Origin of the sequence: Massilia atriviolacea (assembly GCF_003953935.1) — a bacterium.
Classification (GTDB): Bacteria; Pseudomonadota; Gammaproteobacteria; order Burkholderiales; family Burkholderiaceae_D; genus Telluria_A; species Telluria_A atriviolacea.
In genome coordinates this window covers 91377-109533 of the sequence record NZ_RXLQ01000011.1, presented here as the reverse complement: position 1 = coordinate 109533, position 18157 = coordinate 91377, and the positions used below count along the sequence as shown (strand labels likewise).

5 protein-coding genes (1 of these 5 running past the window's edge) are annotated in these 18157 nt (G+C 65.6%); 3 read left to right on the top strand and 2 right to left on the bottom strand.

Going from position 1 to position 18157, the window contains the following annotated elements; translation table 11 throughout:
- Nucleotide 1: 1 nt before the first annotated feature.
- A complete protein-coding gene (murJ, locus tag EJB06_RS20545; RefSeq protein WP_126075889.1) occupies nt 2-1552 on the bottom strand; it encodes a murein biosynthesis integral membrane protein MurJ in 1551 nt (516 codons plus the stop codon).
- Nucleotides 1553-1785: 233 nt separating this feature from the next.
- On the opposite strand from murJ, the gene rpsT reads away from it, so the two are divergent.
- A complete protein-coding gene (rpsT, locus tag EJB06_RS20540; protein ID WP_054267030.1) occupies nt 1786-2049 on the top strand; it encodes a 30S ribosomal protein S20 in 264 nt (87 codons plus the stop codon).
- A 222-nt stretch (nt 2050-2271) separates the two neighbouring features.
- Here the strand turns inward: rpsT and EJB06_RS20535 are convergent, their stop codons facing one another.
- Nucleotides 2272-2835, bottom strand: coding sequence for a pseudouridine synthase (locus EJB06_RS20535; RefSeq protein WP_126075888.1), 564 nt, complete (start codon nt 2833-2835; stop codon nt 2272-2274).
- A gap of 233 nt (nt 2836-3068) precedes the next feature.
- Between EJB06_RS20535 and icd the strand changes: the two genes are divergently transcribed.
- A complete protein-coding gene (gene icd / locus EJB06_RS20530; RefSeq protein ID WP_126075887.1) occupies nt 3069-4322 on the top strand; it encodes an NADP-dependent isocitrate dehydrogenase in 1254 nt (417 codons plus the stop codon).
- A 629-nt stretch (nt 4323-4951) separates the two neighbouring features.
- Nucleotides 4952-18157, top strand: partial view of an Ig-like domain repeat protein gene (locus EJB06_RS20525; RefSeq protein WP_164557977.1) — the 5' end (the start) only. Its footprint extends 13809 nt past the window's final position; the window shows 13206 of its 27015 coding nt (coding positions 1-13206); its start codon is at nt 4952-4954; its stop codon lies off the right edge, out of view.

The following is an 18157-nucleotide window of genomic DNA, read 5'->3' as shown; positions in this document are numbered from 1 at the left end:
CTTAGCGTCCGCTGCGCTTGAAGTCCCTGAAGCGGAATCCCAGCCCGAACAGCACCACGAAGTAAGCCATGGCGCTGCCGCCGACGATGGCGAACAGGGCGCCGGCGCGCAGCCACGGACGCGCTTGCAGCGCGGCCCAGTCGAACTGGATCTTGCAGTACCAGGCGATCAGGCCCATCACGGCCACGGCGGCCAGCAGCTTGAGGAAGAACACGATCCAGCCCGCCTGCGGCACGTAGATGCCGCGCTTGCGCAGCATGGCGTACAGCACGGCGGCATTCAGGCAGGCGCCCATGCCGATCGACAGCGCCAGCCCGGCCACGCCCAGCAGCGGCACGAACACCAGGTTCATCAACTGCACCGCCACCAGCACGCCGATGGCGATGCGTACCGGCGTGCGCACGTCCTGGCGCGCGTAAAACGCCGGGGTCAGGGTCTTGACCAGGATAATCCCGACCAGGCCGGCGCTGTAGGCCATCAGCGGCATGGCCGAGGCATGGATGGCCTTGGCGGTAAACGCGCCGTAGTGGAACAGGGTCGCGATCATCGGCTCGGCCAGCATGGCCAGGCCGACCGAGGCGGGCAGGGCCAGCAGGAAGGTCAGGCGCAGGCCCCAGTTGAGCAGGGCCGAGTATTCGCCGGTGTCGCCCTCGGTATTCGCCTTGGCCAGGCTGGGCAGCAAAATGGTGCCCAGCGCCACGCCCAGCATGGCCGTGGGGAATTCCATCAGGCGGTCGGCGTAGGTGAGGGCGGAGACGCTGCCGGCGCCCAGGCGCGAGGCGATGCCGGTATTCACCAGCAGGCTGATCTGGGCGGCGGACACGGCGAACACGGCCGGGCCCATCTTTTTCAGCATGCGGTGCACGCCCGGATCGCGCAGGGCGGCGATGGGATTGATCGAAATGCGCGGCAACATGCCGATTTTCATCAGCGACGGAATCTGTATACCCACCTGCAACAGGCCGCCGACCACCACCGCGAACGCCATGGCGTAGATCGGCTGTTCGAGGCGCTGGGCCAGGAACAGCGAGGCCAGGATGAAGGAAATATTCAGCAGCACCGGGGTGAAGGCGGGAATCTTGAACTGGCGCCAGGTGTTGAGGATGCCGCTGGCCAGCGAGACGAAGGCCATGCAGATAATGTAGGGGAACATCATGCGCGTCATGAAGACGGCGGCCTGCTCGGCCTGCGGGGTCTGGCGCGAGGTGTCCATGATCCATTTGATCAGCAGCGGCGTGGAAACGATGCCGGCGATGGTGATCAGGAGGGTCGACCAGATCAGCACCGTGGCCACGCTGTCGACCAGCGGGCGCGTGCCTTTATCGCCGTGTTCGGTCTTGACCTCGGCCAGGATCGGCACGAAGGCCTGGGCGAAGGCGCCCTCGGCAAACATGCGGCGCAGCAGGTTGGGGATGCGGAAGGCGACGTTGAAGGCATCGGTGAATTCCGACGCGCCGAAGGCGCGCGCGAAGAGGCTTTCGCGCAGCAGGCCGGTGACGCGGGACAGCATGGTCATGCTGGAGATGGCAGCCAGGGTTTTGAGCAAGTTCATGGGCCGGGATTATAGCCCGGCAAGCGTGGCGCGAACGGGGCCTGCCGACAAATGTTGATTTTTGAATTGCCCTTGCCGGAAGTTTTCGCTATAATCGAAGGCTGTACAGAATTCTGTTACGCAGACACTAATGTTTGGCAGGCACTGGTTTGACACACAAGGTGTAGAAAAAACACTGGTTTGACAGACGCTATTGTTTGCAAACGCAACTTGACCCCGATTTAGGAAATTCCATGGCAAATACCGCACAAGCACGCAAGCGCGCTCGTCAAGCAGTTAAGCAAAACGCTCACAATTCGTCGCAGCGTTCGACCCTGCGTACCGCTATCAAGGCAGTGCGCAAGGCTATCCAGGCTGGCGACAAGGCCGCCGCAGCATCGATCTTCCAGGCATCCGTGTCGACCATCGACAGCATCGCCGACAAGAAAATCATCCACAAGAACAAAGCAGCGCGTCACAAGAGCCGTCTGGCTGCCGCTCTGAAAGCGCTGGCTTAATAGCCTGTGCCGCCGCGCGGACCACGGTCCGGCGGCAGAGCTTGTGAGCATCTTCAACAACCCGCCTGGCTTCGGCTCCGGCGGGTTTTTGTCGTCTGTAAACAGGGGGCAGACCCCGGTGTTGCTTGCATGGGGTCTGACCCCGGTTTAGGGTCTGACCCCTGTTTAGGGTCTGACCCCGGTTGACGACCCCGGTTCAAGAATTGTGGCCACGCAACTGTGTCAGATTTTCTTCATGTCCCCGGCCGGCACTTCCACCCATTCTCCCGGCATCAAGGGGTGCGTGGCCAGCGAAAACGCCCCGATGCTGCTGCGCACCAGGCGCAGCGTCGGCAAGCCGACCGCCGCCGTCATCCTGCGCACCTGGCGGTTCTTCCCCTCCTGTAAAGTGATCGCGATCCAGCTGGTCGGCTTGTCGGCGCGGACCCGGATCGGCGGCGTGCGCGGCCACAGCCAGCCCGGCTCGGCGATCTGCACCGCCTTGCACGGCTTGGTCACGAAGTCGCCCAGGTCGAGCGGCGCCTGCAGGCGCGCCAGCGCCGCGGCATCGAGCGCGCCGTCGACCTGCACCAGGTAGGTCTTGGCTTCCTTGTGGTTGGGATGGGCGATGCTGTGCTGCAGGCGGCCGTCGTCGGTGAGCAGCATCAGCCCTTCGCTGTCGGCGTCCAGCCGGCCGGCCGGATAGATGCGCGGCGTGTGCAGATAGTCGGCCAGGCAGGCACGCCCCTCCTGGGGAGAGAACTGGCACAGCACCTGGAACGGCTTGTTAAAGAGAATGAGGGGCATAATTGAATGACTGGAAGGTGGTAAGCTCGCCGTTCGGCCGGCAAGCCATTTGTTAGTGTCGCAAAACCGTAGCGCCTAGTAAAATACTGGTGCATAATATGAAACGCGCGTCTTATGTCTTATAGAAGACTACAACTCTCGTCGTATTTATAGTAACCAATTCAGATTGCAGACCATGCCTGACAGACGCCACTTTTGTTGTCGCCTGCTATGCGTCCACTTCGGAGATCACGATGTATCAACATATCAAAGTACCTGCTGACGGCCAGAAAATTTCGGTCAATGCCGATTTTTCGCTGAATGTACCAGATAATCCAGTCATTCCCTACATCGAAGGCGATGGCACCGGCGTCGATATCAGCCCGGTCATGATCAAGGTCATCGACGCAGCCGTGGCCAAGGCCTACGGCGGCAAGCGCAAGATCAGCTGGATGGAAATCTATGCCGGCGAGAAATCGACCACCGTGTACGGCCCGGACGTATGGCTGCCGGAAGAAACCCTGCAAGTGCTGAAGGACTACGTCGTGTCGATCAAGGGTCCGCTGACGACCCCGGTCGGCGGCGGCATCCGTTCGCTCAACGTCGCCCTGCGCCAGCAGCTCGACCTGTACGTCTGCCTGCGCCCGGTGCGCTACTTCACCGGCGTGCCCTCGCCAGTGCGTGAGCCTGAGAAGACCGACATGGTCATCTTCCGCGAAAACTCGGAAGACATCTACGCCGGCATCGAATACCAGCAAGGTTCCGAAGGCGCCAAGAAGCTGATGGATTTCCTGATCAAGGAAATGGGCGTCACCAAGATCCGCTTCCCTGAAACCTCGGGCCTGGGCATCAAGCCGGTCTCGATCGAAGGCACCGAGCGCCTGGTGCGCAAGGCGATCCAGTACGCGATCGACAACGACAAGCCTTCCGTGACCATCGTTCACAAAGGTAACATCATGAAGTACACCGAAGGCGGCTTCCGCGACTGGGCGTACGCACTGGCCCAGAAAGAGTTCGGCGCCGAGCTGATCGATGGCGGCCCATGGTGCAAGTTCAAGAATCCGAAGACCGGCAAGGACATCATCGTCAAGGATTCGATCGCCGATGCGTTCCTGCAGCAGATCCTGTTGCGTCCGGCCGAGTACAGCGTCATCGCGACCCTGAACCTGAACGGCGACTACATTTCCGACGCGCTGGCCGCGCAAGTGGGCGGTATCGGCATCGCTCCGGGCGCCAACCTGTCGGACTCGGTCGCCATGTTCGAAGCGACCCACGGCACCGCGCCGAAGTACGCAGGCAAGGACTATGTAAACCCGGGTTCGCTGATCCTGTCGGCTGAAATGATGCTGCGCCACATGGGCTGGCTGGAAGCGGCCGACCTGGTCATCGAGTCGATGCAGAAATCGATCGCCTCGAAAAAGGTCACCTACGACTTCGCCCGCCTGATGGAAGGCGCGACCCAGGTGTCGTGCTCCGGTTTCGGCGATGTGATGATCGAGCAGATGTAAGCACGCCGCTGCGCCCAGGCGCAGCCTGAACAGCCCCGTCCGCGCAAGAGGATGGGGCTTTTTTCGTTTAACAGGGCGCTGCCGCCTGTGCCGCCCGCCCCCTGCGGGACGGGCGTACCTTCGAGCGCGCCGGGCAAGGGCGCGCAGCGCAAGCGGCGATGCGTGCCCGGATGGAACGCAACCGCCTTCACCCGCAAGCCCCGCAACGACCGCTTCAGCGCGGCCTGGACCAAGCGACTCCCTTGGAAACGGCTTCACCGGGCTAAAACGGCTCCGGCTGACAACCGCCGGCACCGTCCCGGACGGTTGATCGACATGGTCCGGCATATCGTCGTTGCCAGCGATTCGCGTAAGTACGAATCCACATTCATGCCCCCAGCCCGCTGCAAAGCACCTCGGCCGCGCGCTGTCGAAGGGCAACTAGAAATATTTCCAAAAATACCTAAACTTTTCCGCCCTTCCTCAGATGTATTGGCAGAAGCGGCCTGTCGAGCCGCGAATCGAATGCCTGTCAATACACTTCAGCGCCTGCGGCGACGCCGCCCGATGCGGTGTTGGCAATGCAAACGACCACCCCGTCCAACATTGTTGGCTATCCGGTGATAGCCATCCACACGCAAGGTATACATATGGTAGCGATCGTCAGCGGCAACACCCTGGGTTTGAGCCTCACAACACTGTCGACCCTGGGCCAGAACGGCGGCAGCGGGTCTGCCGCGCTTGGCCGTAACGGCCAGCAGGTGTACGTGAACAGTGCCAACGGCAACCTGGTGCTGCTGAACCGTGACGATCGCTTGATGGGGCAGGGGCTGGACGCAACGGTCATGCGCAGCTACAACAGTCAAGGCAACTTCCAGGGTGAAGGCAGCGCCGACAACTGGCGCATCGGCTTCTATCGCAGCCTGGGCAGCGTGACCGGGACCTTCAATACCGACGGGACGATCACCCGCACCGACGGCGATGGCGCCCAGACGGTTTACCGCTACGACGGTCACATGCAGGCCTACGTCCACCGGGAGGGAGCGGGCGCCTACGACCTGATCAAGTACGACGAAAAGACCAAGCTGCTCACCTGGACCGATGGCGATACCCAAACGGTCGAAACCTACGACTGGACCGCCGGCCAGGGCAAGATGATCCGCCAGGCCGACCGCAGCGGCAACTACCTCGATTTCACCTACAGCGGCGAGCGCCTGGCCGCGATCACCGATCAGGATGGCGAGAAAATGGTGCTCGACTATGCAAATGGCAAGCTGAGCCAGATCCATACCGAAGCGCGCGGCGGCGCCATCCAGACCCGCACCCGCTACAGCTATGACGCCCTCGGCCGCCTGAGCAGCGTGACGGTCGACCTGAGCCCGGAAGACAACAGCATCGCCGACGGCCGCAGCTACGTCACCACCTATGGCTACGATGGCGACAGCAAGCGCCTCGCCAGCGTGCTCGAGAGCGACGGCACCCACGCCACCTTCACCTACAAGCAGGTCGGCGCGAGCTGGCAGATCGCCAGCATGAGCCAGCTGGTCGACGGCGTGGCGCGCACCACGCGCTTCGATTATGCCGACCTGAACAATGCTTTGCCGGCCACGGCGAATGTCGACACCGGCAAGCTCGACACCATCGGCGACAAGATGATCGACACCACCTCGCCGCTCGATCCGTCCAGGCTGACCGGCAGCGAAACGGTGGTCAACAACCACAACGCCAGCGTCGACAGCGGCAAGCTCGTCACCACCGACACCACCACCAAAAACGGTAACGTCACGCTCGATTCGAACAAGCTGTCCACCAGCGACACGCCGCTCAGTCCGATCAGCGTCCCGCTCGATTCCAGCAAGCTGGGCACGACCGACCCCAAGGTGGTCGACCATGTCACGCAGGTCGATCCGTCCAAACTGGCGGTGACCGAGCCGCAGGGCGGCACCATCAGCCTGCCGATCGATGCCGGCAAACTGTCGACCACCGAGAACCAGGTCGCCCCGCACAGTGCAACGCTCACTCCGGGCGCCTTGTCGAGCACCGATACCCAGAGCGCAACGGTCAGCGCAGGCATCGTCGCGGGTAGCCTGAGCAGCACAGATACGACCAGTACCGCCAAATCCTTGAACGTGATCAAATCGGCCATCTCGACCACCGACCCGGCGATGGTGACGGTGTCCTTCGATGCGCTCGCGGGCAAGCTGCAGCGCACTGCGACGCTCGCCGCCAACGCCACCTACGCGCGCACCGGTGTGGCCACGCCCTACGTGGTCGAGGGCAATCCCACCCGCTGGAGCGTTGCGCTGGCGTTATACGGCACCGAACTGGCCGCCGACGCCATGATGGAAGCGCTCGGCCTGTCGGCGCTCTACATGGGCGACGAATTGAGCGCCCTGCCGCCGACGCTCAGCGTGACGGCGGGCAGCGTGGTCTCGGTCAAACCGTATTACATGGTCAAGGCCGGCGATACCTGGGCCAGTATCACCAAGGATGTGTACGGCACCACGGATGCGCAAACGATCGCCAATATGCGCGCCATCCACGCCGATCCCTTGACGCCAGGGCGCAAGCTGAGCGAGATGCGCGATACGATGAGTTACTCAAAGATCGGTACCGTGCCGGCGGCGGCGCCGTACTACCGTATCCTGAACATCGATACCTGGGCCACCATCGCCAAAAAACTGTACGGGACAACGGACCCGGCGGCAGTGGCGGCGTTCGAGAAAGCGATGGCCGGACAGACCCTGCAGAACAATACCAAGCTGCTCAATATTCCGGACAAGCTGACCTACACGGTCACCGCCAGCGTCACCGTGCCGGCCTACTATATGATCGCCACTGGCGATACCTGGGCCAGCATCGCCGCCAAAGTCTACGGCGCCGATACCCCGGCCGCCGCGGCAGCCCTGCAAAGCGCCATGGGAAATCGCGCCCTCACGCCCGCCACCAAGCTGACCGGCTTGCCGGCAACCATCAGCTACACCAGCACCAGCAGCGTGACGGTGCCGCCGTTCTACCGCATCGTCGCCGGCGATACCTGGGCCGGCATTGCCCTCAAACTGTACCAGAGCGGCGCCCCCGAAGCGGCCGGCGCGCTGCAGGCGCTGCTGGGCAATCCGCCCCTGACGGCCGGCGCCAAGCTGAGCAACCTGGCGGCGACCCTCAACTACGAGGTCCTCATCAGCAGTACCGAGGTGCCTGCGCACTACCGCATCCTGCAAGGCGACAGCTGGGACGCGATCGTCCTGAAACTGTACGGCAGCAAGGATCCCGACGCGGCGGCGGCGCTGCGGGAGGCCATGGGCAACCCGACCCTGCTGGCGGGCGCCAAGCTGACCAAGTTGCCCGCCACCCTAGACTACCAGGTGATGGTGGCGGTGCCGGCGCACTACCGGATCCGCGTCGGCGACACCTGGAGCCGCATTGCCACGCTCCTGTACGGCGCCCCCGAACCCGAGGCCGGCGCGGCCTTGCAGGCCTTGATGGGCAACGTCGCGCTGCTGCCGAACGCCAAGCTGGGCGGTCTGCCTGCCACCCTGGCCTACACCACGACCACCATCGCGGTGCCGCCGTTTTACCGGATCGGCGCTGGCGACACCTGGGCCAGCATCGCCGGCGCCCTGTACGGCAACACCGACCCGGCGGCGGCGGCCGCCTTGCAGGCGTACGCGGGCAATCCGGTCCTGGTCGCAGGCAGCAAGCTGACGCCGCTGCCGACCTGGCTCAGCTTCACACCCGCCACCGTCACGGTGCCGCCTTATTACCGCGTGTCGACGGGCGATACCTGGAAGTCGATCGCCAGCCAGCTGTACCACAGCAATGAGCCGGGTGCGGCCGAGGCCCTGCGCCTCGCCATGGGCAATGTGGACCTGGTTGGGGGCAGCAAGCTGACCGGTCTCCCGGCCCGGCTCGACTTCCAGATCGTCACGCCGGTGACCCCGTATTACATCGTGCGCGAAGGCGATACCTGGGCCAGTATCGCCATGGCGCTGTACCGCGCCGACACGCCATCCCTGCTGGCCGCGCTCACCTCGGCGCTCGGCAACCCGGCGCTGACGGCGGGCAAGCGCATCGACAGCTGGCCGGCCACGCTCAATTACACCACCAGCACGGCGATTGCCCTGGAATCGACCTACGTGGCCAAGACGGGCGACACCTGGACATCGATTACCCAGGCCCTGTTCGGCACCAGCGAGCCCACCGCCGTGGCGGTGCTGCGCGCGGCGCTCGGCAATCCGGTGCTCGGCGCCGGCGTCAAGCTGGCCCCGGTTCCAGCCACCTTGCGCTACGATGTCACCGCCACCGGCGTGCCGGTGGCGCCTTACTACCGGGTACGACAGGGCGATACCTGGAGCAGCATCGCGGCCAGCCTGTACGGCGTTACCGATGGCGGCGCCGCCGATGCGCTGCGCGCCTTGCTGGGCGATCAAGCCTTGCTGGCGGGAGCACAGCTCGCCAAGCTGCCCGCGACCCTGCACTATGCGCAGGCGCCGGCCGCAGGCGCGCAGACGCGCATCACCGACGCGCTCGGCAATGTCACGACCCTGACCACCGACAGCGCCGGCCGCCTGACCGAGATCGACGGTCCTGCCGTGGGTGGCGTTGCGACCGGCTTCAGCTTCACTTACGATGCCGACGGCAACGTGTTGACGCGCACCGATGGCGCGGGCAAAGTCAGCCGCTATGAATACGATGCGCGCGGCAACCAGAAAAAATCGATCGATGAACTCGGCATCGAGATCACCCGCGATTTCAACGACAAAAACCAGCTCACCAAGGAAACGACGGTCTGGAGTGCGACGAACGCGAGCGATTCGCGCCAGACTTTGCATGCCTACGACAGCGCCGGCCGCCTGCGCTTTACGCGCACGCCGAGCGGCAGGGTCACCGAATATCGTTACGATGGTTTCGGCAATCGCGCCAGCATCATCGAGTACGTGGGGGAGACCTGCGCCAGCGGCTACCTGAGCGAGGCCGAATACATGAGCTGGGCCGCCGCCACGGCGGACAAGTCGCGCAACCAGCGCACCGACATCAGTTACGACTTCCGCGGCCAGGTCAGCAAGACGATCAGCTGGAAAACGCTCGACAGCAGCGGCGCCGGCGTGGCCGACGGACTGCAGCAGGTCAGCGAGATGGTGTACGACCAGAGCGGGCAACTGTTGCAAAGCATTAGTGCCGGCGGCCTGGTGACCAGCTACGCCTACGATGGCCTGGGCCGCACGCTCACCACCTTCGACAACAGCGGCGCGGCGGCCACCAATCTGTACGACGATGCCGGCAATACCGTGCGCACCACGCTCGGCACGGGCCTGGTGACGACCTCGGTATTCAATCAGGCCGGCGAGCTGGCCGCCAGGATCGACAGCGCGCCCGGCGCGGTGCTGGGCGAGACGCGCTTCTGGTATGACGCGCTGGGACGCCTGCGCCTGACCCAGAACGCCAACGGCGCCAAGACGCTGCTGCTGTACGATGCGGCCGGCAAGCTGAGCGCAGAAGTCGATTCCAGCGGCGCCCTGCGCGAGTACCGCTACGACGTCAACGGTCATCGCACCCAGAGCATCGCCTACGCCACCGGCGTCAATCCCGGCGGCGCCATGGGCGCCGCGCGCGACCTGGCGGCGCCGGCCAACGCCGGTGCTCTGACAGCGCTGCTGGGCCTGACCCTGGACGGCCTGCGTCCGCCCGCCGCGGCGTCGGATGCGAAAACCTGGAACATCTACGACGCCGCCGGGCGCCTGAGCTGGCAGGTCGATGCGCTCGGCTACGCCACCCAGACCTTGTATGACGGCAGCGACGCGCCGTATGCGACCAACCGCCTGGCCACGCCGATCGATACCGCGCTGCTGGGCGACGGCAGCGCGGTCATGCTGCGCCTGGCCGGCAGCGCCACGGCACTGCGCATCAGCGAGAGCGGCACGCCCGCCGGCCCGCACAGCCCGCGCACCTTCGTGGCGCTGGCCAGCGCCATCGGCGCCGAGCGCAGCCTGACCGGTACCGTGAGCTTCTTTGCCGGCGCCACCTTCCTCGGCAGCGCCACCCTGGTCAACAATGCCGCCAGTTTCACTACCAGCAGCCTGACGCCGGGGCATCACCAGATTACCGCCGTGTACTCCGGCGACGCCGCCAACGTGGGCAGCAATTCGAACCGGATCGGCGCCGACGTGCTGGCCGGCCAGCCGAGTACGGTCGCGCTGGCGCTCGAGCTGGCCCAACCCGTGGCCGGTTCCGCTGCGACCCTGCGCGCCAAGGTCAGTGGGGTCAATCCGTCCGGCATGGTCGCGTTTTACAGCGGCGAGACCTTGCTCGGCTACGCTGCGCTCGCCAATGGCGCGGCCAGCCTGGCTTTGCCATCGCTGCCGGTCGGGGCCAATCGCCTCAGCGCCGTCTACCTCGGTGACGACGTGAATGCCGCCAGCACCTCGGCGGGACTGGAGCAGGCCATCGGGATCGCCCCGACCTCGGTCGTGCTGACATCGTCGAACCCGCTACCGAACGCCGGCGAGCAGATTACGCTCACGGCCACGGTCAACGCCTACCGCCCCGGCGGGAGCGTCAGCTTCTACGACCGCAACCGCCAGTTGCTCGGCAGCGCCGCCGTCATGCACGGCGTGGCGACCCTGGCGGTGCGCAACCTGGCCGCCGGGAGCGGCGAACTGGTCGCCGTCTATTCCGGCGACACGGCCAATGCCGGCAGCAGCTCGGCGCTCTTATCCACCCCGGTCGAGCCGGCGGCCAGCCACCTCACCCTGTTCGCCAACAGCACCGGCAACGGTGCCCGCACGGCACTGAGCCTGGTCGCCGACGTGCGCGGTTTCAATCCGACCGGCCTGGTCAACTTCTTCGATGCCAACAAGCAGCTGCTCGGCAGCGCCAGGATCGTGCAGGGATTGGCCACCTTGTACCTGCTCGATTCCGCGGTCCCCGCCGAGCAGGTGGTGGCGGTCTACGCGGGCGATGCCAACAATGCCGACAGTATCGCGCATGCGCTGCCTTTCGCGCGTCCGGACACGGCCCTGTCCATCACCAGCGCCACCAAACAGGCCGCCGCCTTCGATCCGGTGTCGATTTCGTTCACCTTGGCCGGCATCAATCCCGGCGGCACGGTGTCGCTGATCGACGGCCAGGGCCGCCTGATCCGCAGTGTTCCCGCAACCGAATCGTCGCTCGGATTTTCCGCTTATCCGCTGCCGGCGGGCGTCAACACGCTGACGGTGCTGTATTCGGGCGACGCCAACAACGCGGCCAGTTCGGCGCAAGTGGCGGTCAATGTCACGCCGGCCACCAGCAGCAGCAACCTCAAGTTGAACAATGTCGCCGGCAGCTATGTCAAGGTGGGGGAAACCGCCGTGTTCGCGGCCACCGTAACCGGCAAGGATGGCGTGCTTCCCACCGGCGAGGTGGAGTTCGTGGAACGCGCCACCGGCAGGGTGCTCGGCTACGCCAAGCTGGTCAATGGCATCGCATCGCTCGGGGTGCAGTTCGATACCCCGAACGGCAACTGGCCGTATTTCGATGCCCGTTACAAGGGCGACCAGTATTACGCCGCCTCGACGTCGAGCGTGTCGATCATCATCAACAAGGCGCCCGACTCGGTTCCTGTCGCCCAGATCAGCGCCAGCGCCGACGCGGTGGTGCAGGGCGCGCCCCTGACGCTGAGCGCAAAAATCACTACGGCCGACGGCCTGAACAAGCCGGAGCTGCTGAACGGCTATGTCTATTTTTACAGCGGCAAGACCTATCTCGGATACAATAGTACCGAAAACGGCGTTGCCACGCTGCTCACCTCGCTCTCCAGCGTCGGGCTTACGCAGGTGCAGGCAGTGTTCGTCCGCGCGAGCGGTGTGTATGCCGGGGAAGTGGTCAATCACGGTGCCAGCAACAAGATCGACATCAATGTCAGCGCCGCGGCCAAGCCGCCCGTGATCGCCCCCACCAAGCCGAGCAAGACCGTGCTCCTGATCGAGCGCGAGGGCATCGACCGGACCCTCGCCACCAGCGACCAGCCGATCTCGCTGCGGGTCAAGGTGTCCGGCGAAGGGGTGGAATATGGCACGGTGTCCTTCTATAGCGCGGGCCAGCTGATCGGCATCTCCGACTATCGCTCCGGTGACGCCTATCTTCATCTGGGCAAGCTGCCGGTCGGCGATTACGCTTTCACGGCGGTCTACTCCGGCTACGGTTCGGCGGGCCCGAGCGAATCGGTGGCGCACGGCCTGAACGTCGCCCTGGCGCCGAGCGCCACGGTCCTGAGCGCGCAGCCGCTGCCCGGCGCCGCGCGCGACCGCTATGCCTTGCTGGCGCAGGTGACCGGCAACCTGCTCACCAGCGGCATCGTCAAGTTTTACAACGGCGCCACCCTGGTCGGACAGGCTGCCCTGGTCGACGGCGTGGCCAGGCTCGATGCCACGCTGGCCGGCGGCCCGGCCAGCTTGCGCGCCGAGTATGCGGGCGACGCCGCCAGTGCGGCCAGCGTCTCGGCCGAACTGAGCCGCCTGGTCTTCGATGAGAGCGTGACGGTGGACCTCACGGCCGCTGCCGCCAGCGTGGTCGCCGGCGCGCCGCTGTTGCTCAGCGCACGGGTCGACGGCGCCGCGCCGCACGGCACGGTCAGCTTTTTCGATGGCAACGTCCTGCTCGGCAGCGCCAATCTGGTGAACGGGGTCGCGACCTTGCAGGTCGACCATCTGCAACTCGGCGCACGCCAGTTGACAGCCGTGTACGCGGGCGATGTGAACAACCGCCAGGCCAGTTCGGCTGTACTGCAGCAGACCGTGCTGCGTCCGGCAAGCGGCATGGTGCTCACGTCCGATGGCGGGCAGGGCAATGTCGCCTCGCCGCTGCGCCTGAATGTCACCATGGCCGCGGCCGCTGCCGGCGGCACCGTCAGGTTCATGAGCGGCGAGCTGGTGCTCGGCACGGCGACGGTGGTCGACGGCCAGGCTTCGATCAGTCTCGACCGGCTCGCCGCCGGCATCGCCGACGTGCGCGCCGTGTACGCGGGCGATGGGACGGCGCCAGCGGCCGTGTCCGCCAGCGTGGCGCTGAACCTGCGGGCGGTCACCAGCGACATCAGCTTTACCGTGGCGCCAGGCTCGGCCTACGGCGACCCGCTGACATTGCGCGTGCGGGTCACCGGCAATCATCCGGGCGGCCTGGTCGCGTTTTCCTTCTCAGGGGAGACCTATACCTTTTACGAAACGCTGACCGCCGACGTGGTCGACGGGGTCGCCACGCTGGTCGTGCCGTTTGCGCTCGGCCAGAATAATACCTACAGGATCCGGGCCAGCTATCTGGGCGACGGCTGCAACACGCCCGTGGTGGCGCCGATGCTCAAGCATGTGGTTTCGCCCGCCAGCGCGACCATGCAGGTCGCTCCTGTGCAAACGATCGTCTCCAGCGGCAACAATACCATCTTGTCGGCCCAGGTAACGCCTAACGGCAACGGTAAGCTCAAAGGTTCGGTGCAATGGTACGAAGGCGGCACGCTGCTCGGCACCAGCGTGCTCGGCGTCGATGGCTCCGCGCGCCTGCTGACCCGTCTGTCCGCCGGAGCGCACAATCTGAGCGCGCTGTTCGTGGGCAGCGAGGGCCACACCCTGCCGGGAACGCCGGTGGCGTTCGCGGCGACGGTGCCGTCAACCCTGCAGCCGACCACCTTGAGCGTGGCGCCTAGCGGCGGGACGATCAGGATCGCCGGTAAGGAAACTGTCACCCTGAGCGCGACGGTGGCCGGCGGCAGCAATCCGTCCGGCATGGTCAGCTTCCTGATCGGCAACGAGCGCGTGCTCGGCACTGCGGCTGTGGTCAACGGCGTGGCCACCCTGGTGGTCTCGGCCAACGACATCGGCAATCTGGAGGGCGTTGTCCGGCTCAGCTATTCCGGCGACGCCGGCCATGCCGGATCGGTCCAGAACGGGCCGACCGTCAATGCCAGCGGCACCCGCGCGAGCGATACCCGCCCGCTTGCGGTTCCGGTCCTGAGTACCTCGATCCAGGAGACGCCGTTCGGCAACCGCCTGGTGGTGCGCGCCGCTGTCGGCGGCGCGGCAACGTCCGGCACCATCAGCTTTTTCGACAACAAGATCCTGATCGGCAGCGCCCAAGTCGTCAATGGCGTTGCAGAATTGAACATGCCGATGCCTGCCAAGCGTGTGGCAAGCCTGGCGGCCGTGTATTCGGGCGATGCGCTGCATGCGCCGGCAAGCACGGCGACGCTGGTAACAGAGGCGCCGTTGGCCGGCGCCGAGTTGCTGCTTTCCGCCGACGAGCGGTATGTCGAGGGTTCCCAGCAAACCATCAGCCTGACCGTCAAAGGTCCTTACGCCAGAGGCAAGGCGGCGTTCTTCCTCGATGGCGTGAAAATCGGCGAGGCCTACACCTACGGCGGCCTGGACACGTTCACCTGGAGCCTGCCAGCCACCCTGAGCGTCGGTGCGCACCGGATCGAAGCGACCTACCTGAGCGAGACCGAAGTTGCCAGCGGCGCCAGCAAGACCGCCTTGACGATGCGGGTCATCGCCAAGTCGGCCACTGTCGTCAGCGCGTTGCCGACCATGGCACCGGTCGGCGCCGAGGTCACGCTCAGCGCCAGGGTGAGCGGTTACCAGCCAGGCGGCGTCGTGGAGTTTTACGAGGATAACAAGCTGGTCGGCAGCGCGTTGGTGAAGGATGGGATCGCGACTCTGGTCACGCGCAACACCAAACCCGGTGCGCGTGAGGTCAGCGCCTACTATTCCGGCGATGTGAACAACCATAAGTCGACCGCCGCGATCACCGCCCGCGCGGCCGCCGTCGCCACCACGACCGCGCTCGACAGCCGTATCGTGAACGGGCCCGGCGGCGCCACGCAAATCGTCACGGCCACCGTCACCGGCGTCAAGCCGGGCGGGCGCGTCACTTTCCTCGATCAATTCGGCAATGTGCTGGGTATTTCCACCATCACCGAGAGCGACTCGCTCAGCCAGGGCCGGGCCGAACTGACCTTGCCCGGGTATGTCGAGGGCAGGGGCGTGGCCAGTGCAAGCTATGGCGGCGATGCGAACAACGCCGTCAGCGTCGCTTCCATGGCGGCGGTTCCGGCCCAGCGCACGACGCTGACGCTGTCGAGTTCGCATGCGGCGGCGCCGTACGGCACCGGTTTGACGCTTAGTGCCACCATCGGCGACCGCCAGGCCCGTGGCGTGGTGCGTTTTATCGGCGATGGCGGTGTCTTCCTGGGGACGGCCGAGGTGGTCGACGGTGTCGCGCGCCTGGTGGTGAGCACCCTGGCGGCCGGCCAGCGCACGATTACGGCATTCTACGAGGGCGATGCGGCCCACGCCGTGGAAGTGGCCGGCATCGCGCAGGAAGTAACGCCGGCGCAGACCTCCACTTCCCTGACCACGAGCGCGGCGACCCTCGACGAAGGCGCGCCGCTGATCCTCACGGCCCGGGTTGCGCACCTCGGCGCCGGCTATCCGGATGGCGTCGTCACGTTCTACGACGGCGCCAGCGTGATCGGCAGCGGCACGCTGATCAATGGCGTGGCGGCGCTCAAGGTGTCGAATCTGGCCACCGGCACCCATGCGCTGAGCGTGCGCTACGAGGGCGACCGCAACAACCGCGCCGGGCGTTCGGAAGCGATCGCGCAGACGGTGCTGGAAGCGCCGCGCCCGACCACCATCGGCATGTCGATGTCGCACGCCAGCGCGCGCCGCGGGGACGATGTGATCTTCACCGCGCGCATCGGCAGCAACGGCGGCGCCAAGGTCGGGGGCCTGGTTACTTTCTTCAACGGCAATGGCGTACTGGGTACGGGCAAGGTCGTCGACGGCGTCGCCCAACTGACCTACCGGATCCCCACGGCAAATAGTTTTGACGTGTTCGCCGTGTATTCCGGCGACGCCCAGAACGCTGGCAGCAGCGCCCCCACGCCCGTCCAGAAGCTGAGCGTGTCGGATAACCCGTCCGCCGCGCCGGTCGCGCCGGCGGCGACGACCCCATCGAGCCTGTCCTTGTCGGCCACGCCGCAGAAAGCCGCGTTCGGCCAGCCGATCAGGCTCACTGCCACGGTGAAAGGTGCGCCCGGCGCGCCGGCGCCGCGCGGCGCCGTGATCTTTCAAAGCGGAAACTACGTTGTGGGCAGCGCCCAGCTGATCGATGGCGTGGCGACGCTGGACTGGGCCGAACCCGAAGGGGGCAAGGCGGAGTTGTTTGCCTTCTACTCGGGCGACGAGACCAATGCGCCGACCGCCACGCTCAATGTGGCCAGGCTGGCGCTGCAGGTCGACCCGATCAGGATCGACCCGGTCGTGTCGGTTTCGGTCCGGATGGCGGGTTACAAGCCGGTGCTGGACCTGGTGGTGCAGATCCCGTATCCGCCTGGTCACGCGGGCAGGCTGATTGACGAAGACAGAAATACCTTTGTCTATTTCTATCTGGACGGGAAGGAGCTCGGGCGCGCTGAAATGACCAATGGCCTTGGCGTTCTGAAAGGTGTTGATGTTTTCGGTGCCAAGAGCGGCACCATCACGGCCGTGTATGGCGATTGGGAAAAACGCACGGTAAGCGGGACCTCGGCGCCGGTCGCCGTCAGCTTGCCGGAAAGCGCGCTGATGCCGCTCTACCTGAGCACCTTCACCCCCTCCGACAGCATGCCGAGCGGGGTGCCCGTCACGCTGTACGCGAAAACCTCGTCCGACAATTTTCCGAATGGCCTGGTGAGCGGCACGGTGAGCTTTTACGATGGCGACGTGCTGCTGGGCAGTGTCGACGCCGGTTCCAGCAACGCCACTTTGCTGGTCGATACGCTGGCGCCGGGCGAACATCGCTTCCGCGCGGTCTATTCGGGTACGCCCGGTGCCTGGCTGGCGCCGACCAGTTCGGACGTGGTCGTCTACACGGTGAACAAACCGGTGGCTACCCTGGCCGCCGAATCGGTGCTGGTCGACGCCAACGGCACGGTGCTGAGCAAGGCCGACGCCGACCTGGCAAGGTTTGCGCGCATCACCGTCAAGGTCAAGGGCGCCGTCCCGCCGAGCGGCACCGTCGCCTTGTTCTCGCACGATCTCAAGGAGCGCCTGGGCTCGGCCGCCGTGGTCAACGGCGAAGTGGTGATCATGGTGCCGGTGTCGGCGATGAGGCCGGGCACGAACTGGACCACCGCGGTGTATTCGGGTGACGACTACAACGCGCCTGGCGTGCCGATGAACTATATTTCGACCGAGCTGAGCAGCAAGGCCGCCATCTCTCCGAACGACACCACGCTCAGCCTGAGCGGCGGTGCGGCGGCCGGCGGTACGATCAATCTGTTGGCGATCGTCAAGGGCAATAGTCCCGATGGCAGCGTCACGTTCAAAGACCGTTTCGGCAATGTGATCGGGGTCGGCACCATTCTGGGCGGACGCGCCAGCCTGACGGTCGCCGAGCCGTCGGGCGGGCTGGCCGGTGTGACGGCCGAGTACCCCGGCGATTCCGCCAACCGTGCCCGCACCGCCACGATGGCGGCGGCGCCGGCGGTCGCATTGGCCGTGACCGGTACCGCGCTGGCCGTCAGCGGCAATGGCGCCAGCCTGGTCATGACGGCCCAGCTCAGCGGCGCTGCCACCGATGGCGGCGTGATGGCCTTTTACAGCGGCACGAAGCTGCTGGGGACGGCACCGGTCGTCAATGGACAGGCGCAGCTGGCCATCGCCTCCCTGCCGGTCGGTGCCAACCGCCTGGTCGCGGTGTACGAAGGCAATGCCCAGAACGCGTCGAGCATCTCGTCCGTGGTGCACCACCAGGCGCCGGGCGCGCCCGTCACGATCAGCCTGAGCGGACCGGGGCCGGTGCGCCAGGGCGCCTCGTTCACCATCCGCGCGACGGTGCAGGGG

Bases quoted from the DNA above. Each gene is read 5' to 3' on its own strand.
- rpsT (WP_054267030.1), top strand. From the start codon at position 1,786: ATGGCAAATACCGCACAAGCACGCAAGCGCGCTCGTCAAGCAGTTAAG.
- icd (WP_126075887.1), top strand. From the start codon at position 3,069: ATGTATCAACATATCAAAGTACCTGCTGACGGCCAGAAAATTTCGGTC.
- murJ (WP_126075889.1), bottom strand. From the start codon at position 1,552: ATGAACTTGCTCAAAACCCTGGCTGCCATCTCCAGCATGACCATGCTG.
- EJB06_RS20535 (WP_126075888.1), bottom strand. From the start codon at position 2,835: ATGCCCCTCATTCTCTTTAACAAGCCGTTCCAGGTGCTGTGCCAGTTC.